Genomic DNA, 22751 nt, shown 5'->3' on the forward strand with positions numbered 1-22751 from the left:
GCGGCCGTCAGTCCGCCGGGGTGCCCTGCGCCTGCGTCAGCACGTCCGGAATGCCGACGGGCTGCATGAGCCAGCCGAAGTCGCCGAGGCCGCCTGCCGCCGTCAGCTCGGCCGCCTCACCCGCGCCCGCGAGGGCTCGTACGTATTCCGCCGGGCGCGTGGAGGCCAGCTCCAGCGGGGGGCGTGCGCCCGAGAGGCCCAGGGCGTGCAGGGCGGCGCGCTGGGTCAGCAGGACCGCCCCGGGCAGGGCGCAGGCGTCCAGTGCCACATGGGCCGTGATGTCGCACGAGCCGTCCGGCACGGGGGCCGTCTCGCGGCCGTCCCTGAAGCCGGTGAGGGTGCCGAAGGGCGGTCGTGACGGCGCCGAGTGCGCGTAGTCCACGGCGACCGCGAGGCCCCGCTCCAGGGTGCCGGCCGCCGCGGCCCAGGCCTCGTCCCGTGGCAGGCCGATCTCGGCCCGCGTGCCCTCCGCGGCGCCCGTCAGCGGCCACCACCGCGCGAGCCATTCCGCCTGCGCGCCCGCGACCTGCTCCCCGAGGCGCTCGGTGCCGTCGCGGCGTACCAGGACCTGACGGGGTACGCCCGAGGAGTCCACCTCCGCGATCTCCACGGGGACGTTGTCCAGCCATTCGTTCGCGAACAGCAGGCCCGTCGTCCGCGCCGGCGGCTCGGGCAGCCACTCGATCCGGTGGTCGAGGGACCCCGGACGGTCGGCGACCTCGACGGCGTACGCACGCGTGCGTGCCGCCACCTCGGCGGGCAGGGCGGCCAGCACACCCGCGACCAGCTCACCGCGGCCCGCCGCCATGTCGACGAAGTCGAGCCGTGCGGGCCGGCCCAGGGCCTCGTCCACCCGGCACAGCAGCGTGGCCACGGCGCGCGCGAAGAGCGGCGAGGCGTGGACGGACGTACGGAAGTGGCCGGCCGGCCCCTCGGGACGCCGGTAGAAGCCGTCAGGCCCGTAGAGAGCGGCCGCCGCCGCCGCGCGCCATCCGTGCCACTCGTCCGTCGCCTCTGCTGTCACCGGCCCAGGCTATGCGTACAGGGGAACGCAGCCTCCACCTTGCGGAGTACGCGCGCGAGGTGCGGATCGGTCCTCCGGTTGACCCTTGCACGCATCTCACTTCCCTACGCTGGGTTACGTGCAGCGCCTCTATGACTTCATCCGCAGGCACCCGACATGGGTCGACGGCTTCTGGGCCGTCTTCCTGCTCGGGATCTCTGTGGTCGCCGTGACCGTCCGGGACGAGGGCGGGCAGAACTCTCCGGGCTCGGACTCAGAGGCGGCCATCGTCGTGGTGGTCGTCCTGCTGTGCCTGGTGATCGCGCTGCGGCGGCGCATGCCGGAGAAGATGCTGCTGCTGGCCATCGGGGTGGGAATCGCGCAGCTGGTGCTGAACGTGGCGACGACACCCGCCAACTTCGCCTTCCTGGTGATCACCTACACGGTGGCCGCGACCGGCGCCCGCTGGGCCTCCCGGCTCGCGCTCGGCGTGGGCCTGTGCGCGGCGCCCCTGGCGCAGCTGCGCTGGCCGGAGGAGGAATCCAGCGTCCTGGGCAACGTGGCCCTGGTGATCTTCATGACGGTGCCGTTCGCGCTCGCCTGGGTGCTCGGCGACTCGATCCGCACCCGGCGCGCCTACTACGAACAGCTGGAGGAGCGCGCGACCCGGCTCGAAAAGGAGCGCGAGGCGCAGTCCAAGGTCGCGGTCGCCGCCGAACGCGCCCGGATCGCCCGCGAGCTGCACGACGTGGTCGCGCACAACGTCTCCGTGATGGTGGTGCAGGCCGACGGCGCCGCCTACGTCCTCGACTCCGCCCCCGACCAGGCCAAGAAGGCCCTGGAGACCATCTCCTCCACCGGCCGCCAGGCCCTCGCCGAGATGCGCCGCCTGCTGGGCGTGCTGCGCACCGGCGAGCACCAGGAGACCGGCGAGTACGTCCCGCAGCCCGACGTCGAGCAGATCGACGACCTCATCCAGCAGTGCCGCACATCCGGTCTGCCGGTCGACTTCAAGGTCGAGGGCAACCCGCGTCCGCTGCCCAGCGGCGTCGAGCTGACCGCGTACCGCATCGTGCAGGAGGCGCTGACCAACACGCGCAAGCACGGCGGGCCGAACGCGGGCGCCAGCGTGCGCCTGGTCTACTTCGACGACGGGCTCGGCCTGCTCGTGGAGGACGACGGCAAGGGCGCCCCGCACGAGTTGTACGAGGACGGCGGCGCCGACGGCCGGGGGCACGGCCTGATCGGGATGCGCGAACGCGTCGGCATGGTCGGCGGCACCCTGGACGCGGGCCCGCGCCCGGGCGGAGGATTCCGCATCAGTGCGCTGCTGCCGCTCAAACCAGCACACTGACCTCTGGGTCGTGCACCTTGTTGACACCTGTAATGCCTGTAGAACGCCCCTTTAGACGGACCCGGAAGACACGGAAGAGGACCCGATGACGATCCGCGTGATGCTCGTCGACGACCAGGTGCTGCTGCGCACCGGGTTCCGGATGGTGCTCGCCGCCCAGCCGGACATGGAGGTCGTCGCGGAGGCGGGCGACGGCGTCGAGGCCCTCCAGGTGCTGCGCGCGACCGCCGTCGACGTGGTGCTGATGGACGTGCGCATGCCGAAGCTGGACGGTGTGGAGACCACCCGCCGCATCTGCTCGGAGCCCGAGCCGCCCAAGGTGCTGATCCTGACCACCTTCGACCTCGACGAGTACGCCTTCTCCGGGCTGAAGGCGGGCGCCTCCGGCTTCATGCTCAAGGACGTGCCGCCGGCCGAGCTCCTCGGCGCCATCCGCGCGGTGCACAGCGGTGACGCGGTGGTCGCCCCCTCGACGACCCGGCGCCTGCTCGACCGGTTCGCGCCGATGCTGCCGTCCGCCGGCAAGGAGCCCCAGCACAAGGAGCTGGAGCGGCTCACCGACCGCGAGCGCGAGGTCATGGTGCTGGTCGCCCAGGGGCTGTCCAACGGGGAGATCGCCGCCCGGCTGGTGCTGTCCGAGGCGACCGTGAAGACCCACGTCGGCCGCATCCTGACCAAGCTGGGGCTCCGGGACCGGGTGCAGGTGGTGGTCCTCGCCTACGAGACGGGGCTGGTACGGGCGGGCGGGCACGGCTGAGGCCGGAGGCCGAGGACCTCGCGCGCGGGTGGCCCGGGGGCACTAGGGTCTGCGCATGCTCCTGTGGATCAACGGCCCCTTCGGGGGCGGCAAGACACAGACCGCACACGAGATCCTGCGCCGCCTGCCCGGCAGCGTCATCTGCGACCCGGAGCACCCCGGGTTCGGTCTGCGGCGCATGCTCCCGCCCGAACTGCGCGGCGACTTCCAGGATCTGGCGTCCTGGCGGCAGGGCGTCGTCGAGGTGCTCGACCTCGCCCTGACGAAGACGACGGCGTGGTGATCGCCCCCATGACCGTCACGCACTCCGGCCATTTCGCCGAGACGGTCGGACGGCTGGGTGAACTCGGCCACGACGTACGGCACTTCACCCTCCTCGCCGAACGGGAGACGGTCCTGAAACGGCTCCGGGAGCGCGGCTTCGGGCATCTCCTGCGGTACGTCGGCGGGAAGAACTCGGGGCTGCGGCGGGAGAGCTGGGCCGTCCAGCAGCTCGACCACTGCCTGGAGCGGTTGCGCGAGCCGGAGTTCGCCGAGCACCTGTGGACGGACCACTCGACCGTGCCGAAGACGGCCGACCGGATCGCCGTCCTGGCCGGGCTGCGGCTGCGGCCCAACCACGAGGGCGCGCTGCGCACGCGGCTGCGGCAGGCGGGGGTCGGGGTCAGGCACATCCGGTTCGACTGACGCTCACCTCAGGAGCGCTTCGAGGAAGTCGCTGCCGAGCCGCGCCACCGATGTGACGTCCAACTGGTAGAGGACGTACCGCCCTCGCCGGCGGGTGGTGATCAGGCCCGCCTTCTTGAGCACGCTCAAGTGCCGGGATATCTCGGGGGCGGTCATGCCGTGGATCCGCACGAGCTCGCTCGTGGTGTACGTGCTGCGGGCGAGGTTGCGGCACAGCTGCATCCGCACCGGGTGGGACAGGGCGGTCATCCGCAGGGTCAGCTGGTCGACCGAAGGGGGCGCGGCGAGTCCGGGGGAGCCGATCGGGTAGTGCAGCACCGGCTGCCAGCCGTGCCGGTGCAGCACCATCAGATGGGGCCAGCCCAGGCTCGTCGGCACGAGCAGCAGGCTGCTTTCCCTGATGACGGTGTGGCCCTGGCGCAGTTTGTCGATGGAGATCCGTCCGGCGGCCTCGTCGACGCTCACCGCCGGGGACACGGCCGTCAGCGCCTCGGACAGCCCCTTGTGCCGCAGAAGGTCGGTCTTGTGGCGGGCGTCCGCCGCGAGCTGGTGGTGCAGGCGGGGCCAGGCGTCCGCGAAGAAGATCTCGTCGCAGTCCTCCAGGAACTGCCGCAGCCAGGCCCGGATGCGCGGCGGGTCCTCCAGCAGCCGCCGGCTGAACCGCAGCTGCTGCGGCCCGCGCGCGGTGGCCAGCTCCAGGGCACGTCGGCGCAGCTCGGGGTCGTCCAGGACATGGGGCCCCTGGGTGGCGTACGGGAGCGCGCAGGTGAACTCCAGGGCGGCGTCCACGAACTGCTCGTCCGTGAGCTTGTCGAGCAGGTCCAGGTCCTCGGCGAGGGTGGCACCCGGGAGCGTGCATCCGCCCGGGATGCCGGCGAAGGGCAGGAACAGGTCCGAGAACGTCGTCCGCCACAGGAAGTCGGCCTCACACATCCGGTCGGCCAGGTGTGAGTCCAGCCGGGCCGTCACGCCCGTCACCCAGCCCTGCAGGCCCGGGTGGTGCCCCGGCTCCGACAGCGCGTGCAGCGCCATGCCGAGCTCGGCCAGGGGCGAGGGCACCACGGCGAGCCTCTCCGGCCGCAGCCCCGCGATGTCGATGGTCACGCTCATGCATTTCATGGTGCACCCCGCCACTGACAACGCGGCCCTCGATTGACGGCCGCCGTCAATCGACGCGACGGGGCGGCCGGGCGGGGGCGAGCCTGGGATCACCGGGGCAGCCGCGGAGCCCGATCACCAGCCACTTCACGCACCAGCCGATTCACGCACCAGCCACTGCACGCCTCCATGTCTCCTACGTCCCGAGAAGGCGATCGGCCATGAGCATCACCCAGCAGTACCTCCTCGACACCTACCGCGCCCGCCGGCTCGGCGAGGCGGCCCCGCCGGCACCCGGCCGCCACGACTGGCAGGTCGTGCGCGAGTTTCGCGACTACCGGCAGTTCAGGGCCGTCGTCGCCGGGCGCCCGGCGCACGGGCGGCTACGGCACGCCCTGGGGCGGTGGCTGCGTCCGAGGCCGCGCTCTAGCTGTATTGACCCGCAGCGTTGTTCACGCTGCTGACGTCGGTCAGCCGCTCCACGAAGCCGGCGGCGGCCTCCCGTACGTCGTCGGCCGTCCACTCCAGCCCGGCGGCCCGTACGTAGACCTCGGTGCCGGCCAGTTGCGGCCCCTTGGTCTCCCAGCCGTTGGCGAAAAGGACGGTCCTCGTCTCCTCCGCCTGCCGGATCGCGGCCTCCGCGAGGGTGTCGGCGTCGTACGGCAGCCAGACCTGGAACTCGTTCGTGTGCGGCGGCTCGGGGTGGACCCGTGTCCACGGCACCCCGGCCGCCGTGAGGCCCTCGCGCAGCGCGGCGGCCACCACGCGCGCGTGGGCGACGTACTCGGGCAGCCGGGGCAGCTCACGCCGCAGTCCGGCCAGCGCCGACAGGGCGGTCGGGAACTGCTGGAAGATCGTTCCGCCGTAGCGGTGCCGCCAGGCCTTCGCCTCGTCGATCAGCGTCTTCGGACCGGCGACGGCGGCCCCGCCGAAGCCGTCGAGGGACTTGTAGAACGACACGTACACGCTGTCCGCAAGGTCCGCGATCTCCGGAAGGGAGCGGCCGAAGTGGACGGTGGACTCCCACAGGCGCGCGCCGTCGAAGTGCACCACCGCGTCGCGCTCCCGCGCCGCCTCCACGACCTCCGTGAGCTCCTCCCAGGTGGGCAGCACGAAACCGGCGTCGCGGAGGGGCAGTTCGAGCATCAGCGCCCCGAAGGGCTCGTCGAAGTCCCGTACCTCGGCGGCGGTCGGCAGTCGCGGCTCGCTCGTCACCCGGACCGGGCGCAGGCCGCTGACCTGGCTGAACGCATTCCGCTCATGCACCTCGGGGTGGGCCAGCGCATGCAGCGCGACGGTGCTGTCGCCGGTACGGCCCGCCCAGCAGCGCAGGGCCACCTGCTGGGCCATCGTCCCCGTCGGGAAGAAAGCCGCGGCCTCCTTGCCGAGCAGAGCGGCGGTCTGCTCCTCCAGGACCTCGACGATGCCGTCGCCGTAGACGTCGGACGGCGCGTCGAGGTCGTGCAGGTCCAGCGCACGCGCCTCGTCCAGGAGCGCCAGGCGCTCGCGGAGGGTGCCCAGAAAGCCGGGGCGCGCGAGCACGCGCCGCGCGCCGCGATAAGCGGCATTGCGCCGTTCACGGCGCCGCTTGCGCCGCTCGTCGTCCGACAGCTGCTCGTCCGACAATTGCTGCCCGCTCTGTTCCGCCGTATCGCTCATGCCGCGGATCATCCCGCGCGCCCGACTCGGCGGGCACCTGCATTTCCCCCTGCGGCTCCCCTTCGGCGCCCGCGTGCGGGGGCGTGGCGAAACCCACAGCCTGTGGACAACCGAACGCCGCTCGAACCAATCGCGTTAACATGACGAGAAATCGTCCGGTACCCAGAGCGGACTGGAACGGGAAGGCCGCCTTCGCGTGAGTACAAGCCAACAGCCAGATCCCAAGGACCGCCCCGCGCGGCTCACCGTCGGTGTCGTCGGCGCCGGCCGCGTGGGCCCCGCACTCGCCGCGTCCCTCCAGCTCGCCGGACACCGTCCCGTGGCCGTCTCCGGAGTCTCCGACGCCTCCCGGCGACGGGCCGAGCGCATGCTCCCCGACGTGCCGATGGTGCCGCCCGCCGAAGTGCTCGCGCGCGCCGAACTGGTGCTGCTGACCGTCCCGGACGACGTCCTGCCCGGCCTGGTCGAGGGCCTCGCCGAGACCGGTGCCGTCAAGCCCGGCCAACTGCTGATGCACACGTCCGGGCGGTACGGCGCCAAGGTCCTGGACCCCGCCCTGCGCGCGGGCGCGCTGCCGCTGGCCCTGCACCCGGCGATGACCTTCACCGGCACCCCCGTGGACGTCCAGCGCCTGGCGGGCTGCTCCTTCGGCGTCACCGCGCCCGACGAGCTGCGGCTGGCCGCCGAGGCCCTCGTCATCGAGATGGGCGGCGAACCCGAGTGGGTCGCCGAGGACATGCGCCCGCTCTACCACGCGGCCCTCGCGCTCGGCGCCAACCACCTGGTGACCCTCGTCGCCCAGTCCATGGAGCTGCTGCGCGAGGCGGGCGTCGCCGCCCCCGACCGGATGCTCGGCCCGTTGCTCGGCGCCGCCCTGGACAACGCCCTGCGCTCCGGCGACGCCGCCCTGACCGGCCCCGTCGCGCGCGGGGACGCGGGCACCGTCGCCGCGCACGTCACCGAACTGCGGCGGCACGCCCCGCAGGCCGTCGCCGGCTATCTCGCGATGGCCCGCGCGACGGCCGACCGGGCGCTCGCCCACGGACTGCTCAAGCCGGAGCTCGCCGAAGACCTCCTCGGGGTACTCGCAGGCGGGACCGACAGGACCGACGGCGCCGAGGGAGACGCCCGATGACGACCCTGCTGCGCACCGCCGACGAACTGCACGCACGCACGCGTGCCGGCCGCCGCGCCGTAGTGATGACCATGGGTGCCCTGCACGAGGGGCACGCCACCTTGATCCGCACCGCGCGCGGGATCGCCGGACCCGACGGCGAGGTCGTCGTCACGGTCTTCGTCAATCCCTTGCAGTTCGGCCAGGGCGAGGACCTCGACCGCTACCCGCGCACCCTGGACGCCGACGTCAAGATCGCCGAAGAGGCGGGCGCGGACGCCGTGTTCGCCCCGGCCGTCGACGAGGTCTACCCCGGCGGCGAGCCCCAGGTCCGCGTCAGCGCCGGCCCCATGGGCGAGCGCCTGGAGGGGGCCTCCCGCCCCGGCCACTTCGACGGTGTGCTCACCGTCGTCGCCAAGCTGCTGCACCTCACCCGCCCCGACGTCGCCCTGTACGGCCAGAAGGACGCCCAGCAGCTCGCCCTGATCCGCCGGATGGCCCGGGACCTGAACTTCGGCGTGGAGATCGTCGGCGTCCCGACCGTGCGCGAGGAGGACGGCCTCGCCCTCTCCAGCCGCAACCGCTACCTCTCGCCCAAGGAGCGCCGCACGGCCCTCGCGCTGTCCCAGGCGCTCTTCGCCGGCCGTGACCGGCACGCGGCCCAGGAGGCGCTGCGCGCGCGGGCCCGCGAAGTGCCGGCCACGCGCGCGCGTGCCGAGGCGCTCAGCGCCATAGGCGAGTCCCGCGCCGCGGCCGACGCGCACGCCGTCGCCAAGGCCGTACCCGGCGCCGCCGCGGCCATCCGCGCCGCCGCCCGCCTGGTCCTGGACGAGGCCGCCCGCCTCGACCCGCCGCTCGAACTGGACTACCTGGCCCTGATCGACCCCTCCGACTTCACCGAGATCGAGGACGACTTCACCGGCGAGGCCGTCCTCGCCGTCGCCGCCCGGGTCGGGACGACCCGGCTGATCGACAACATCCCCCTCACCTTCGGAGCCGCCTCGTGACCAGCACAGGCATACGACTGCACGCGCCCGCGCCCGGGTGGTCCCTGACCGCGGACGTCGTGGTCGTCGGCTCCGGCGTCGCGGGCCTCACCGCCGCCCTGCGCTGCGAGGCCGCCGGCCTGACGACGGTCGTGGTCACCAAGGCCCGCCTCGACGACGGCTCCACCCGCTGGGCCCAGGGCGGCATCGCCGCGGCCCTCGGTGAGGGCGACACCCCCGAACAGCACCTGGACGACACCCTGGTCGCGGGCGCCGGTCTGTGCGACGAGGAAGCGGTCCGCATCCTCGTCACCGAGGGCCCCGACGCCGTACGGCGGCTGATCGAGACCGGCGCCCACTTCGACGAGTCCTCCGAAGGAGAGCTCGCGCTCACCCGCGAGGGCGGCCACCACCGCCGCCGCATCGCCCACGCGGGCGGAGACGCGACCGGCGCGGAGATCTCCCGCGCCCTCGTCGAGGCGGTACGCGCAGTCAGGAGGGGCGAGCGCGAAGCGCTCTCGGGCAAGGGCGGTGGTGGGCGACGGGCGGGACTGCGCACGGTCGAGAACGCGCTCGTCCTCGACCTCCTCACGGACGCCGACGGCCGCACGGCGGGCGTAACCCTGCACGTCATGGGCGAGGGCCAGCACGACGGCGTGGGGGCCGTCCACGCCCCCGCGGTGGTCCTCGCGACCGGCGGCATGGGCCAGGTCTTCTCGGCGACCACGAACCCGTCCGTGTCGACGGGCGACGGAGTGGCCCTCGCCCTGCGCGCGGGCGCCGAGGTCAGCGACCTGGAGTTCGTCCAGTTCCACCCCACCGTCCTGTTCCTCGGCCCGGAGGCGGAGGGCCAGCAGCCCCTGGTCTCCGAGGCCGTACGCGGTGAGGGCGCCCACCTGGTCGACGCCGACGGCGTGCGCTTCATGGTCGGACAGCACGAACTCGCCGAACTCGCCCCCCGGGACATCGTCGCCAAGGGCATCATGCGGCGCATGCAGGAGCAGGACGCCGAGCACATGTTCCTCGACGCGCGGCACTTCGGCGCCGACATGTGGGAACACCGCTTCCCGACGATCCTCGCGGCCTGCCGCGCCCACGGCATCGACCCGGTCCACGAGCCCATCCCGATCGCCCCGGCCGCCCACTACGCCTCCGGCGGCGTCCGCACCGACTCCCAGGGCCGTACGACCGTCCCCGGCCTGTACGCGTGCGGCGAGGTCGCCTGCACGGGCGTGCACGGCGCCAACCGCCTGGCCTCGAACTCCCTCCTAGAAGGACTGGTCTACGCCGAGCGCATCGTGGAGGACATCGCGGCCGCCCGCGCGGCCGACGGCCTCCACGCGCGCGTGCCGCAGCCGGTGCCGTACCCGGAGACCCCCGAGCACCCCCTGCTCGCGCCCGAGGCCCGCTTCACGATCCAGCGGATCATGACGGACGGCGCCGGCGTCCTGCGCTCCGCCGACTCCCTCGCGAAGGCCGCCGACCAGCTCCAGCAGCTGCGCACCGAGGCCCGCGACGCCCTCACCGAGAACGGCAAGACGGCCGAGCCCGGCGTGGACACCTGGGAGGCCACGAACCTCCTGTGCGTGGCCCGCGTCCTGGTCGCGGCCGCCCGCCTGCGCGAGGAGACGCGCGGCTGCCACTGGCGCGAGGACGAGCCGGACCGCGACGACACGACATGGCGCCGCCACATCGTCGTACGCCTGAACCCCGACCGCACACTGGCCGTGCACACCACAGACACCGCGGACTTCCCCCCGACCCGGCCCCAGGAGCAGTGACAGCAGTGACCACCCCCGACCTTCCCCTCGCCTCGAACGGCGGCTGCGGCGACGACTGTGCCTGCGGTGCCGAAGAGGAGTACATGGAGTGCGGTCTCGACCCCGCGCTCGCCCAGCTCCTGGCCGACGCGGGCCTCGACCCGGTCGAGGTCGAGGACATCGCCAACGTGGCGATCCAGGAGGACCTGGCCCACGGCGTGGACGTGACGACGGTCGCGACGATCCCCGAAGAGGCGGTGGCCACGGCCGACTTCGTGGCGCGCGAGGCGGGCGTCGCGGCGGGCCTCAGGGTCGCCGAGGCGGTGGTCTCGATCGTCTGCGAGGACGAGTTCGAGGTGGAGCGCCACGTGGAGGACGGCGACCGCGTCGAGCAGGGCCAGAAGCTGCTCTCCATCACCACCCGCACCCGGGACCTGCTGACCGCCGAACGCAGCGCGCTGAACATCCTCTGCCGCCTGTCGGGCATCGCGACGGCCACGCGCGCGTGGGCGGACGTCCTGGACGGCACGAAGGCGCGGGTCCGCGACACCCGCAAGACGACCCCGGGCCTGCGCGCGCTGGAGAAGTACGCGGTGCGCTGCGGCGGCGGTGTGAACCACCGCATGTCGCTCTCGGACGCGGCCCTGGTGAAGGACAACCACGTGGTGGCGGCCGGCGGCGTCGCACAGGCCTTCAAGGCCGTCCGCGAGGCCTTCCCCGACCTTGCCGTCGAGGTGGAGGTGGACACCCTCCACCAGCTGCGCGAGGTCGTGGACGCGGGCGCGGACCTGATCCTCCTGGACAACTTCACGCCGATCGAGTGCGAGGAGGCGGTCGCGATCGTGACCGGCCGCGCGGCGCTCGAGGCGTCCGGCCGGCTGACCCTCGACAACGCCAGGGCGTACGCCGAGACGGGCGTCGACTACCTGGCGGTCGGTGCCCTCACCCACTCCTCGCCGATCCTGGACATCGGCCTGGACCTGCGAGCGGCGGAGTAGGGACGGGCATGCTCCTCACGATCGACGTAGGCAACACGCACACCGTCCTCGGCCTGTTCGACGGCGAGGACATCGTCGAGCACTGGCGCATCTCCACGGACGCCCGCCGCACCGCCGACGAGCTGGCGGTCCTCCTCCAGGGCCTGATGGGCATGCACCCGCTGCTCGGCGACGAGCTGGGCGACGGCATCGACGGGATCGCCATCTGCGCGACGGTGCCCTCGGTGCTGCACGAGCTGCGCGAGGTCACCCGGCGCTACTACGGCGACGTACCCGCCGTCCTGGTCGAGCCCGGCGTGAAGACGGGCGTGCCGATCCAGTTCGACAACCCCAAGGAGGTCGGCGCCGACCGCATCATCAACGCGGTCGCGGCGAACGAGCTGTACGGCGGGCCGGCGATCGTCGTCGACTTCGGTACGGCGACCACCTTCGACGCGGTCTCCGCGCGCGGGGAGTACGTCGGCGGAGTCATCGCCCCCGGCATCGAGATCTCGGTGGAGGCCCTCGGCGTCAAGGCCGCGCAGCTGCGGAAGATCGAGGTGGCCCGGCCGAGGAACGTGATCGGCAAGAACACCGTCGAGGCGATGCAGTCGGGCATCGTCTACGGCTTCGCCGGCCAGGTCGACGGCGTCGTCAACCGCATGGCCCGCGAACTGGCGGAGGACCCCGACGACGTCACGGTCATCGCGACCGGCGGCCTGGCCCCCATGGTCCTCGGCGAGTCCTCGGTCATCGACGAGCACGAACCGTGGCTGACCCTGATCGGCCTGCGCCTGGTCTACGAACGCAACGTCTCCCGCATGTGACCCGGCCGGCGGGGGTCCGAGGCCCGCGGCCCCGCACCCCCGCCCACCCGGGTGTCACCCCACGCCACACCCCGCCCCATATGCCGCGTTTGTCTGATTAGCGCGTATCGTCGGCGCATGCCCACGCCATACGGATCCCGCGGCGGCATGGCGTTCGGCGTGGAGGAGCTGCGTGTGCTCCGCCGCGCCCTCACCCTTGCCGTGAACCCCAGTCCCGCCTCGGCCGAAGACGTCCAGGACTGTCTACGCCTCACCGAGTCGCTAGACGAGGCGATGCGCGAGGGTGCCCGGATGCGGGCCTTCCTGGTGGCCGACCTCGCCCGCTACCGCGCCGCCCTCCCCGGCACCGCAGCCGGCTACCTCACCCTCCTCGACGAGGCCCTCGGCGCCGGCTACGTCCCGACCGCCGACGACCTCACGGCCCTGCGGACCCTGCGCGGCAACCCCGCCGCGGCGGCCCTCCTCGACCGCTGCCGCCCCCTCGTCCACCCGGCCATCCCCGCGTCCCGCACCCACCTCCACGCCCTCCCCGGCGGCCTCTCCAACGGCACCCCCGGCACCCCGGTCGACCTCCCCGCCCAGGCGGCCGTCGCCCAGGAACCCGGCAAGCCGCCCCGGAAGAAGCCCGCCGAGAAACCGGCCGCCCCGAAACCCGCCCCCGGCCCCGCGCCAACCCCCGACGCCCCGAAGCCGACCCGTCCCATCCCCACGCCCGGCGAGGTCTTCCCCCGTCGCAAACCGCCGACCCAGCCACCTCCGAACCCACCCCAGCAGCTCGCCGCGGGCTGACGGCGGTCCCTCCGCGGGGCCAGCGCCTGCCCGCCTCACCCCCCTGGCTACCCTGGACGCATGGACTACGTCTCCGCACTCCTCCCGCCGGCCGTCATGGCCGTCTTCTTCATCGGCGTGATCAGGGTGATCGTGAAGACCCAGGGCGGAGCCAACAAGGCCAAGGAGGACGCGGCCGTCGACGCCGCCCTCGCGCGCGCGGAGGGCGCCCGCCAGTCCTCCGCCGCCCCGGACGCCTGAGCGACCGTCCGGCCCACCCACCGCCGGATCCGACGCACTCAACGGCGTACGACTCCAAGCGCACACCACGCGTTTTCCGAGTCGTACGCCCTTTTTGTTCCCATTTGTGGAGAACTCCTACTATTGTGCTGAACTGTGCCTCGCCCATTGGGAGAACTCGAAGACTCGGTCATGACGCGGGTGTGGAAGTGGAACCGCCCGGTGACCGTTCGGGAAGTCCTGGAAGATCTTCAGCAGGAACGGTCCATCGCGTACACCACGGTGATGACCGTTTTGGACAATCTCCATCAGAAGGGCTGGGTGCGCCGCGAGGCGGAAGGCCGCGCCTATCGATATGAGGCGGTCTCCACCCGAGCCGCCTACGCCGCCGCCCTGATGAACGACGCCTGGTCGCAGAGCGACAACCCGGCCGCCGCGCTCGTCGCCTTCTTCGGCATGATGAGCGACGAACAGCGCCAGGCCCTGCGTGACGCCGTACGCATCGTCCAAGGCCCGGAAACCTCCGAACCCGCGGATACGGATACGGATACCCGCAGCAGCGATACCAGCACCGATAGCGACACCCCCAATACGACCGGCGCCGATACCGCCGCCGAGAACCCCGGCTCCGCACAGGGGCCCGACGGGCGATAGCGTCCGCTCATGTCAGCAGAGAGTCACTCGGCCGAGACTCCCTCGGCGGAGAGCCCAGAAGTCACCGCAAAAGCCATCACCGTCCGGCGGGCCCGTACCGCCGATGTCCCGGCGGTGCGTCGTCTCCTTGACGAGTACGTCCGCCGTCGCATCCTGCTCGACAAAGCCACGGTGACGCTTTACGAGGACATCCAGGAGTTCTGGGTCGCGGAACGGGACGACAACGGTGAGGTCGTCGGCGCCGGCGCACTGCACGTGATGTGGGAAGACCTGGCGGAAGTGCGCACTCTCGCCGTGAAGCCCGGTCTGAAGGGCGCCGGTGTCGGTCACCAGTTGCTGGAGAAGTTGCTCCACACCGCACGCTGGCTCGGCGTTCGGCGAGTTTTCTGTCTGACCTTCGAAGTGGACTTCTTCGGCAAGCACGGCTTCGTCGAGATCGGTGAGACGCCGGTCGACACCGATGTCTACGCGGAGCTGCTGCGTTCCTATGACGAGGGCGTGGCGGAGTTCCTCGGTCTCGAACGAGTGAAACCGAACACCTTGGGCAACAGCCGGATGCTTCTGCATCTGTGATCACCCGGCATCCACCAGGGATCCACAACGGGTATTCCGTGCGACAGCCCGTGCCCAGGTGCCCTATGTCCGAAACGCGCATGTTTCCGGACTGCGGGTTGCCTGAGGGTCTCTCCCGGGGGTTTGTGTTTTTCCAGCAAAAGCGGTTTGCTTTCCGACGTACTGCAGTACTGCATATAACAGGGGACGGCGAAACGGCGGACGCCGCAGACCCCCAGCCCTCAAGTTTCGATGAAAGGAAATCCGGTGGCACAGAAGGTTCAGGTCCTTCTTGTCGACGACCTCGACGGCGGCGAGGCGGACGAGACCGTGACGTTCGCGCTGGACGGCAAGACGTACGAGATCGATCTCACGACTGCCAATGCGGACAAGCTCCGTGGCCTTCTCGATCCTTACGTGAAGGGCGGTCGTCGTACCGGAGGCCGCGCTTCGGGTGGACGCGGAAAGACGCGCGCCGCTTCCGGTGGCAGCCAGGACACCGCGCAGATTCGTGCGTGGGCCAAGGAGAACGGTTACGAGGTCAACGACCGCGGCCGCGTTCCCGCGTCCATTCGCGAGGCATACGAGAAGGCCAACGCCTGATTCAAGGCCGGCGCCTGCCCTATGGACAGGCCGACGGCTGGACGCACCCGCGGCGCAGCCGCAGGCGGTGGCACCGCGAGGCCACCGTGTCCAGAACCCGTACGAGATCGGGGGCGCCCCCACCGCCCCCGAGCGCCGACAGCGTCGGCAGCGAGGCCTCGACCTCGCCCCCAGACTCGGGGGGCCGCAACCACACCGCGGCCCCCTGCACTGCACCCGAGCGGCCCAGGGGAAGCGGCCCCACCTCACCGGGCCCCGAGCGACCGGGACGCCGTACGGCTCCCCTCGCTCCGTCGGCCGCGGGTGGCCGTACGTCCATGACCGGCCCGTGATCCGGCGGCGTCGGCGCCGCCATGAGATCGCCCTCGGTGAGGGTTCGCAGGTCCAGGGGCAGGGAGCCCCACTCCAGCCAGAGCAGCACCCCCGGCACCTCCTGAGCGCTGCCCGCGGCCAGGAGCAGCAGCATCCGCTCGCCCTGGAGGGCCACCGGAGAGTGCGGCCTCAGATGGCGCAGGGCACCGCGGCCGGCCTCGACAGGCACGTCCAGGACGTCGAAGCGATGGCCCACCCGCAGGCTCGGCGGGGTCGTGGCCGTCGCGGGCACCACCGGCCAGCCCAGTTCGTTCTCGTACCACCGGCGGACCTGATCGCTCGGATCGAGCGGCCGACGGGGGAAGGGGATCGTGGCGAATTCCGTGGCGAGCGAAGGACGGGTGCCGACCATGCCAAGTGCAACCGCCGAAAGAGCATGCGGGTTACGCTGGGTGCACTAGTGGATGCGCAGAGTGCCGAAAAGGGGGCGTGCGGGGGGTGCGGGGAGGCGCAAGGTTGTTCGCCCGTAGCGGAGGGAACCGGGGGGCGCGGCATGGAGTGTCCGTCCCAGCGGGTAAGACATCCCTAGTGGGAGGGGGCGACACGCAGGACAGTGAGTCTCACGTTCGCCATCGGCGTACTGATGGTGAGGGTAACCACCTGGCCTGCGGGAACATCGTCTCGCACCATCGGGTTGGAGCAGATGTCGGCGTTCGGGGTCAGGAGGCCATCGACGGTGTCGGCAGTTGGAATGAGCGGTCCCCGCTTGCGGGACTAAGCTGCGGAAGGACAGGGAGGGGAAGTTCCCCCCACTGCCTGACCGCTCTGAGGAGCGATTAACGATGTTCGAGAGGTTCACCGACCGCGCGCGGCGGGTTGTCGTCCTGGCTCAGGAAGAAGCCCGGATGCTCAACCACAACTACATCGGCACCGAGCACATCCTCCTGGGCCTGATCCATGAGGGTGAGGGTGTCGCCGCCAAGGCCCTTGAGAGCCTCGGGATTTCGCTCGAGGCGGTCCGCCAGCAGGTGGAGGAGATCATCGGGCAGGGGCAGCAGGCCCCGTCCGGGCACATCCCCTTCACCCCCCGTGCCAAGAAGGTCCTGGAGCTGTCGCTCCGCGAGGCCCTTCAGCTGGGCCACAACTACATCGGCACGGAGCACATCCTGCTCGGCCTGATCCGTGAGGGCGAGGGCGTCGCCGCCCAGGTCCTGGTCAAGCTGGGCGCAGATCTGAACCGGGTGCGGCAGCAGGTCATCCAGCTGCTCTCCGGTTACCAGGGCAAGGAGACCGCCACCGCCGGCGGGCCTGCCGAGGGCACCCCCTCGACGTCCCTGGTCCTCGACCAGTTCGGCCGGAACCTCACCCAGGCCGCTCGTGAGTCCAAGCTCGACCCGGTCATCGGGCGCGAGAAGGAGATCGAGCGGGTAATGCAGGTGCTGTCCCGCCGTACCAAGAACAACCCGGTCCTGATCGGTGAGCCCGGCGTCGGCAAGACCGCCGTCGTCGAGGGCCTCGCCCAGGCCATCGTCAAGGGCGAGGTGCCCGAGACCCTCAAGGACAAGCACCTCTACACCCTGGACCTCGGCGCGCTGGTCGCCGGCTCCCGCTACCGCGGTGACTTCGAGGAGCGCCTGAAGAAGGTGCTCAAGGAGATCCGCACCCGCGGCGACATCATCCTGTTCATCGACGAGCTCCACACGCTGGTCGGTGCGGGTGCCGCCGAGGGCGCCATCGACGCGGCTTCCATCCTGAAGCCGATGCTGGCCCGCGGTGAGCTGCAGACCATCGGTGCCACCACGCTGGACGAGTACCGCAAGCACCTGGAGAAGGACGCGGCCCTCGAGCGCCGCTTCCAGCCCATCCAGGTCGCCGAGCCCTCGCTCCCGCACACCATCGAGATCCTCAAGGGTCTGCGCGACCGGTACGAGGCCCACCACCGTGTCTCGATCACGGACGAGGCCCTCGTCCAGGCCGCGACCCTGGCCGACCGGTACATCTCGGACCGCTTCCTGCCGGACAAGGCGATCGACCTGATCGACGAGGCCGGCTCCCGGATGCGCATCCGCCGGATGACCGCGCCGCCGGACCTGCGCGAGTTCGACGAGAAGATCGCCGGTGTCCGCCGGGACAAGGAGTCCGCGATCGACTCGCAGGACTTCGAGAAGGCCGCCTCCCTCCGCGACAAGGAGAAGCAGCTCCTGGCCGCCAAGGCCAAGCGGGAGAAGGAGTGGAAGGCCGGCGACATGGACGTCGTCGCCGAGGTCGACGGCGAGCTGATCGCCGAGGTCCTCGCCACGGCCACCGGCATCCCGGTCTTCAAGCTGACCGAGGAGGAGTCCTCGCGTCTGCTGCGCATGGAGGACGAGCTCCACAAGCGGGTCATCGGCCAGGTCGACGCCGTCAAGGCGCTGTCGAAGGCGATCCGCCGTACGCGTGCCGGTCTGAAGGACCCGAAGCGCCCCGGTGGCTCGTTCATCTTCGCCGGCCCGTCCGGTGTCGGTAAGACCGAGCTTTCCAAGGCCCTCGCCGAGTTCCTCTTCGGTGACGAGGACGCGCTGATCTCCCTCGACATGTCGGAGTTCAGCGAGAAGCACACGGTCTCGCGGCTCTTCGGTTCGCCCCCCGGCTACGTGGGCTACGAAGAGGGCGGCCAGCTGACGGAGAAGGTGCGGCGCAAGCCGTTCTCGGTGGTCCTCTTCGACGAGGTCGAGAAGGCCCACCCGGACATCTTCAACTCGCTGCTGCAGATCCTGGAGGACGGTCGCCTGACCGACTCCCAGGGCCGGGTGGTGGACTTCAAGAACACGGTCATCATCATGACGACCAACCTCGGCACCCGGGACATCTCCAAGGGCTTCAACCTGGGCTTCGCGGCCTCGGGTGACACGAAGACCAACTACGAGCGCATGAAGAACAAGGTCCAGGACGAGCTCAAGCAGCACTTCCGGCCCGAGTTCCTCAACCGCGTCGACGACGTGGTCGTCTTCCCGCAGCTGACCCAGGACGACATCCTCGCGATCGTCGACCTGATGATCAGCAAGGTGGACGAGCGCCTGAAGGACCGGGACATGGGCATCGAGCTCTCCCAGTCCGCCAAGGAGCTGCTGTCCAAGAAGGGCTACGACCCCGTGCTGGGTGCCCGGCCGCTGCGCCGCACGATCCAGCGCGAGATCGAGGACACCCTGTCGGAGAAGATCCTCTTCGGCGAGCTGCGCCCCGGTCACATCGTGGTCGTCGACACGGAGGGCGAGGGCGAGACCAAGACCTTCACCTTCCGCGGCGAGGAGAAGTCGGCCCTGCCGGACGTCCCGCCGATCGAGCAGGCGGCCGGCGGAACCGGGCCGAACCTGAGCAAGGAGGCGTAAGCCTTCGGGCGATGCCTTGAGGGGCCGGTGCTTTCGGGCACCGGCCCCTTTGCGCTGCCCGGCCCGCTGCCCGGCCCTTTTGCGTTGCCCGGCCCCTTTGCGTTGCCCTGCGCCTTGGCGCTGCCCCGCCCCTCACCCGCCCGGCCTCAGGAGCCCGGCTCCACGATGATCTCCGTGTCCGGGAAGACATCCGCGTACCACTCGGCATCGAGGAACCGGTCCGGCGCGGCCGCCAGGGCCACCTGACGCAGGCCCGGGAAGCACAGGGCGAGCCTGTCCAGCTGCTCCCTGCCCGTCAGCTGGGTCACCCGCAGTACTTCGACGCCCGGCATCTGCGGGGCGTGATCGATCCAGTCCAGCACCGAGGTGTGCAGGAACAGGTGGCTCAGCCGGGGCAGCTCCGCGATCGCCTCCCAGTCCTTCCGCCACAGACGGCCCGGGTACGGCCCCAGGCTCAAGGTGCGCAGCGTCGGCCAGTGGCCGATGTCCCGCAGCCCCCGGCTCTCCACCGTCCCCTGGGACAGGAACAGGAACTCCAGCGGTGCCGCGATGGGCAGGAAGTCGGAGAGGGTGACGCCCCAGGGGAGTTCTCCGTCGAGGCCCAGTTCGCGCAGCTGCGTGCAGCGGTCCAGGCCGACCATGGGTGCGCCGCGCCGGTCCCAGCACAGGTGCAGTTCGCTGAGCGAGGCGGTGGCGAGCGGCGAGAGGTCGTTGATGCCGGGACAGCGGTGCAGATGCAGATAGCTCAGCCCGGGAAGCGAGCAGAGGGGCGTGAGGTCGGTCAGGCGGGCGTTGTCGTAGACGACCAGGTGACTCAGGGCTTCCCTGTCGAGCGCGGAGAGAAGCGGTACGGGGTCGTGCGGCCCGTTGAAGCGGACCCGGGGCCTCGGGCCCAGCCGGGGAAGGGCACGCAGCTGGGCGTCCTCGCGCACCGTGAGGAAGAGGTCGGCGGCGTCGACGTGGGCGAGGACCTCGTCGGCGTACTCCTCGGCGTCGAACTGGCTCCACGCCGCGACGAGTTGCGCGCGCACCGCGAGCTCGGGGTGGGCGCGGAACCTCTTCAGGACGGGCAGCGCCCCGTCGGTTCCCACCAGCGCCGCCGTCCGCGACACCTCGGCGGCCTCCGTCGTGGAGAGGCCGTCCGGACCGGGTAACAGCTCCAGGATCAGTGGACCGCCGGCTTCCGCGAGCACCCGGGACTCCGCCTTGGTCTGGGGCGGGATCAGCTGCGCCGCCCGTGTCTCGACCTCCGTGCGCACCTGCGGGTCCAGGGACGTCGCGTGCTCCAGGCAGGCCAGGGCCAGCAGGTCGGTGCGCGTGTGGGCGAGGGACAGCAGCTTGCGCAGGATGCCGGCCCGTTCGTGCGGCCGCGCGTGGGCCACCGCCATGCGGATCACGTCCTCCCACTGAGGGTCGTGGGCACGGCTGACCAGCACATCCACATGGCCCTCCTCCACCGCGGCCAGCGCTCCCAGGTAGTCCTGGAAGGTGCGGTGCACGAAGTCCACGATGTTCGGCGCCGGTTCACGCAGCAGGCCACTGCGCAGCAGGAGGTGCCGGAAGACCGCGGGCGCGTCGTGCTGCCCGGACGGCACGATGCTGGGCAGGGCGCGCTCCACCACCGCCTCGGCCGTGTCCTGCTCCATTTCGGTGCGGCTGCTCAGGATCAGCGCGTAGGCGATGCGCCGCAGCAGTTCCGAGCGGGCCGCCTGACCGAGGTCGACGCCGTCGGGTGCCCCCATGCCGCGTTCCCGGTCCCGGCGGGCCAGCAGCATCGACAGGGCGGCCTCGTACAACTCCTGGCGGCTGAGGGGCAGAAAGCCGCGGCGCTCCCGGTGCAGGGCGCAGATCAGGCCGCACATCAGCGGGTTGGTGGCGAGCCGCGCCAGGTCCCGCTTGGTGCGCAGCGCGTCCAGCAGCGGTGCCAGGTACTCGGGGGCCTGTGCGGCCGCGTGCCACCGGCGCACGAAGGTCGTCACCTCGCCGCGGCGCATCGGAGCGAGGAGCAGCTCGCGGAACCCTTCGGCCGTGAGCCAGTCGGGGCGGACGGCCGTGGGGCGCGAGGTCAGCAGCCACTGGTTGCCGGGAAAGGCGTGGATCAGCCCGAGGAGCCAGGCCCGGGTCCGGTGCCGGTCCGCGTCGGGAATCTCGTCCAGGCCGTCGACCAGGACGAGGGCGCGTCTGGCGTTCAGTACCCGCTCGGCCCACCCCGCCGGGGGCGACAGGGGGCAGCTCACCGCGGCGAGGAAGCGCTCGGGCGTCGGCAGCGTGCCCGCGCGGACCAGGGTGCGCAGCGGCAGGACGTAGGGGACGCGGTCCCCGTTGCGGGCAGCGGTCACCGCCAGCCACTGCACCAGGGTCGTCTTGCCCGAGCCGGCGTCGCCGCGCAGCAGCACACAGTCGTGGTCCAGGAGGGCGCCCTCGGCGGGAAGGTGAACGCTGAAGCTGCTCTCGGCGCGGAACCCGGAGGCCGCGCGCTCCTCGTCCCCGGTCGCCTCCAGGCTCAGGTAAGCCACTTCGAGGGGCCAGCGGTCGGGGGAGTCGCGCAGGTCGATGCCGTAGATGGTGATGTGGTTGTGCTGGTCGACGACGTACGGCAGATAGCGGCGCTCGAAGGCGGTGTCCCGGGCGTCGGGGCGCGGGGTCCGGGTGATCAACTCGTCGACACGGGCGATGAGTTCGGACTGGGCGCGGCTGTGTTCCACCAGGGTCCGGGCCACGAAGGAGGAGCGGCGGGTGAAGAACTCCAGGATGTGCAGGCACGCCCACTGCGTCGCCGAGTCGAGGAAGACGCAGGCGTCGCCGGACAGGCCGTCGGGGGGCGCGGCCCGGCGACGCAGCTGCTGGGCGAGTTCGTGGCTGCCCAGCCGTACGGCCTGGACGTCGTCCATGTCCAGGTCGCCGAGGGCGAGCAGCCGCCGCGCGAGGGTGTCGGTGACGGCCGCTTCCTCGTCGGGCGGGAAGGGCCGTTCGCCGGGCGAGGTCACGGCCTGCGCCACCAGTTCGGCGGCGAGTCGGCGGACGTCCTTCTCCTTGAGGGTGCGCTTCTCGCCCCGGAAGGACACGAGGTGCGACAGGCGTACGGGCTTGTCGACCAGGCCGGCGCCCGGGGCGTCCGGGGCGAACAGCTTGCGCACCAGTGGACCGACCAGTGCGGACGCCAGCCGGCTGCCCAGTACCGCGGGCTCCATCCGCCTCACCCCCGTGATCGCGCGAACGGGGGTGAGACTACCGGGAGTTGGAGGCCGGGGTCAGGAAAGCTGGCCGTCGTAGTCCGGCAGCTTGTACGTCTTCTCGGCGTGGCCGCCCGACAGGTCGGTGGCGCTGTTGCCGATGTTCGCGATGATCGTGTAGCCCTTGTTCTCGATGTCGACACGCTGGGCGGTCTTGTAGTCGGCGACGTTCTTGAACAGGTCGAAGAAGCCGCGCACGTACAGGCCGGAGACCTTGTAGCCGACGTACTTCAGGTTGTAGTCGGTCACCGTGTAGATGATGCCGGGGCGGGCGGTGACGAAGAACAGGGCGACGCCGTGCTCCTGGGCGTACTTGGCGACCTCCTGGACCGGCTTGTTGGCCGGCTGGGGGTAGCTGAAGCCGAAGTCCGTCTCCAGGGTGGTGTTGTCGATGTCGAAGACGATCGCCTGCTTCTCACCCGGCTTGGTGGCGGCGATCCGCTGCTTCAGGTAGGGAAGCGCCTGGTTCATGACCGCCGTGCAGTCCTTCTGCCAGGTGTCGTAGCCGACATCCGCCGAGGACGCCGCGGCGGCCGTCGCCGTGGTGGAGGTGCTCGTCGCGGTGGCGGTCGTCGCGGCTTCGGCGGGAACCGCGAGGGCCACGAGGGCGGCCGCGGAGACGCTGGAGACGGCTATCCGGCGCACCCAGGGGCGGCGAAGCGTCATGTGTGGGGGTCCTCTCACGTCACGTGCGCTGTGTTGTTGTCGCGTGCATGTTCGTGGGTGGGGGTGGCGTGAGGGGAACGTTAAGGTTACTGGACGGTAAGTCGCTAGAGGCGTGCGTCACATGAAGGCGAGA

20 protein-coding genes and 1 pseudogene are annotated in these 22751 nt (G+C 71.4%); 15 read left to right on the plus strand and 6 right to left on the minus strand.

Going from position 1 to position 22751, the window contains the following annotated elements:
* Positions 1–7 precede the first annotated feature (7 nt).
* Positions 8–1024, minus strand: coding sequence for an SAM-dependent methyltransferase (locus tag ACIRD7_RS36050; RefSeq protein WP_403460067.1), 1017 nt, complete (start codon positions 1022–1024; stop codon positions 8–10).
* A gap of 118 nt (positions 1025–1142) precedes the next feature.
* On the opposite strand from ACIRD7_RS36050, the gene ACIRD7_RS36055 reads away from it, so the two are divergent.
* The 3 genes and pseudogenes from ACIRD7_RS36055 (at position 1143) to ACIRD7_RS36065 (ending at position 3801) form a co-directional block, all read left to right on the plus strand.
* Entirely contained in the window at positions 1143–2357 is a 1215-nt protein-coding gene (locus ACIRD7_RS36055) for a sensor histidine kinase (protein WP_403460068.1), read from the plus strand.
* A gap of 85 nt (positions 2358–2442) precedes the next feature.
* On the plus strand, positions 2443–3114 hold the full coding sequence (locus tag ACIRD7_RS36060; RefSeq protein ID WP_403460069.1) for a response regulator: 672 nt from the start codon (positions 2443–2445) through the stop codon (positions 3112–3114).
* 55 nt (positions 3115–3169) lie between these two features.
* A pseudogene (locus ACIRD7_RS36065) lies at positions 3170–3801 on the plus strand (AAA family ATPase).
* A gap of 3 nt (positions 3802–3804) precedes the next feature.
* Here the strand turns inward: ACIRD7_RS36065 and ACIRD7_RS36070 are convergent.
* Positions 3805–4911 carry a DUF5937 family protein gene (locus ACIRD7_RS36070; RefSeq protein ID WP_403460071.1) on the minus strand — a complete coding sequence of 369 codons (1107 nt, stop codon included), beginning with the start codon at positions 4909–4911 and terminating at the stop codon, positions 3805–3807.
* A gap of 209 nt (positions 4912–5120) precedes the next feature.
* Here ACIRD7_RS36070 and ACIRD7_RS36075 point away from each other — a divergent pair, with 209 nt between their 5' ends.
* Positions 5121–5363 (plus strand): hypothetical protein, encoded by a 243-nt coding sequence (locus ACIRD7_RS36075; protein ID WP_403460072.1) that lies wholly within the window; start codon positions 5121–5123, stop codon positions 5361–5363.
* On the opposite strand, the gene ACIRD7_RS36080 is transcribed toward ACIRD7_RS36075, so the two are convergent.
* On the minus strand, positions 5326–6558 hold the full coding sequence (locus ACIRD7_RS36080; RefSeq protein WP_403460073.1) for a threonine aldolase family protein: 1233 nt from the start codon (positions 6556–6558) through the stop codon (positions 5326–5328). The two genes, ACIRD7_RS36075 and ACIRD7_RS36080, sit on opposite strands and share 38 nt — an antisense overlap.
* A gap of 196 nt (positions 6559–6754) precedes the next feature.
* Between ACIRD7_RS36080 and ACIRD7_RS36085 the strand changes: the two genes are divergently transcribed.
* The 10 genes from ACIRD7_RS36085 to ACIRD7_RS36130 all read left to right on the plus strand — a co-directional run bounded on the left by ACIRD7_RS36085 (position 6755) and on the right by ACIRD7_RS36130 (position 15039).
* Positions 6755–7693 carry a Rossmann-like and DUF2520 domain-containing protein gene (locus tag ACIRD7_RS36085; RefSeq protein ID WP_403460074.1) on the plus strand — a complete coding sequence of 313 codons (939 nt, stop codon included), beginning with the start codon at positions 6755–6757 and terminating at the stop codon, positions 7691–7693.
* Positions 7690–8679, plus strand: coding sequence for a pantoate--beta-alanine ligase (gene panC, locus ACIRD7_RS36090; protein WP_403460075.1), 990 nt, complete (start codon positions 7690–7692; stop codon positions 8677–8679). Before ACIRD7_RS36085 ends, panC begins: the two co-directional genes overlap by 4 nt.
* On the plus strand, positions 8676–10439 hold the full coding sequence (locus tag ACIRD7_RS36095) for an L-aspartate oxidase (protein WP_403460076.1): 1764 nt from the start codon (positions 8676–8678) through the stop codon (positions 10437–10439). Before panC ends, ACIRD7_RS36095 begins: the two co-directional genes overlap by 4 nt.
* Positions 10440–10444: 5 nt before the next feature.
* The gene (gene nadC / locus ACIRD7_RS36100) at positions 10445–11416 is read left to right on the plus strand and encodes a carboxylating nicotinate-nucleotide diphosphorylase (RefSeq protein ID WP_403460077.1); all 972 of its coding nucleotides are present in this window, start codon (positions 10445–10447) and stop codon (positions 11414–11416) included.
* Between the two features lie 8 nt (positions 11417–11424).
* Positions 11425–12222: a type III pantothenate kinase gene (locus tag ACIRD7_RS36105; RefSeq protein WP_403460078.1), complete on the plus strand. Its 798-nt coding sequence runs from the start codon at positions 11425–11427 to the stop codon at positions 12220–12222.
* Positions 12223–12369: 147 nt separating this feature from the next.
* A complete protein-coding gene (locus ACIRD7_RS36110) occupies positions 12370–13011 on the plus strand; it encodes a hypothetical protein (protein WP_403460129.1) in 642 nt (213 codons plus the stop codon).
* Positions 13012–13071: 60 nt separating this feature from the next.
* A complete protein-coding gene (locus ACIRD7_RS36115; RefSeq protein ID WP_403460080.1) occupies positions 13072–13251 on the plus strand; it encodes a hypothetical protein in 180 nt (59 codons plus the stop codon).
* A 171-nt stretch (positions 13252–13422) separates the two neighbouring features.
* Positions 13423–13884: a BlaI/MecI/CopY family transcriptional regulator gene (locus ACIRD7_RS36120; protein WP_403460081.1), complete on the plus strand. Its 462-nt coding sequence runs from the start codon at positions 13423–13425 to the stop codon at positions 13882–13884.
* Between the two features lie 9 nt (positions 13885–13893).
* Positions 13894–14457: an amino-acid N-acetyltransferase gene (locus tag ACIRD7_RS36125; protein WP_403460083.1), complete on the plus strand. Its 564-nt coding sequence runs from the start codon at positions 13894–13896 to the stop codon at positions 14455–14457.
* Between the two features lie 246 nt (positions 14458–14703).
* The gene (locus tag ACIRD7_RS36130; RefSeq protein WP_200704711.1) at positions 14704–15039 is read left to right on the plus strand and encodes an Lsr2 family protein; all 336 of its coding nucleotides are present in this window, start codon (positions 14704–14706) and stop codon (positions 15037–15039) included.
* Positions 15040–15058: 19 nt separating this feature from the next.
* Here ACIRD7_RS36130 and ACIRD7_RS36135 read toward each other — a convergent pair whose 3' ends face one another.
* Positions 15059–15763: an SCO3374 family protein gene (locus tag ACIRD7_RS36135; protein WP_403460084.1), complete on the minus strand. Its 705-nt coding sequence runs from the start codon at positions 15761–15763 to the stop codon at positions 15059–15061.
* Between the two features lie 430 nt (positions 15764–16193).
* Here ACIRD7_RS36135 and ACIRD7_RS36140 point away from each other — a divergent pair, with 430 nt between their 5' ends.
* Entirely contained in the window at positions 16194–18719 is a 2526-nt protein-coding gene (locus ACIRD7_RS36140; protein ID WP_403460085.1) for an ATP-dependent Clp protease ATP-binding subunit, read from the plus strand.
* A 146-nt stretch (positions 18720–18865) separates the two neighbouring features.
* Here ACIRD7_RS36140 and ACIRD7_RS36145 read toward each other — a convergent pair whose 3' ends face one another.
* Positions 18866–21910 (minus strand): NACHT domain-containing protein, encoded by a 3045-nt coding sequence (locus tag ACIRD7_RS36145; RefSeq protein WP_403460086.1) that lies wholly within the window; start codon positions 21908–21910, stop codon positions 18866–18868.
* A 60-nt stretch (positions 21911–21970) separates the two neighbouring features.
* Complete coding sequence (locus ACIRD7_RS36150) at positions 21971–22618, minus strand: HAD family acid phosphatase (RefSeq protein WP_403460087.1); 648 nt, start codon at positions 22616–22618, stop codon at positions 21971–21973.
* Positions 22619–22751 lie beyond the last annotated feature (133 nt).

Source organism: Streptomyces sp. NPDC093568 (assembly GCF_044764945.1).
Classification (GTDB): Bacteria; Actinomycetota; Actinomycetes; order Streptomycetales; family Streptomycetaceae; genus Streptomyces.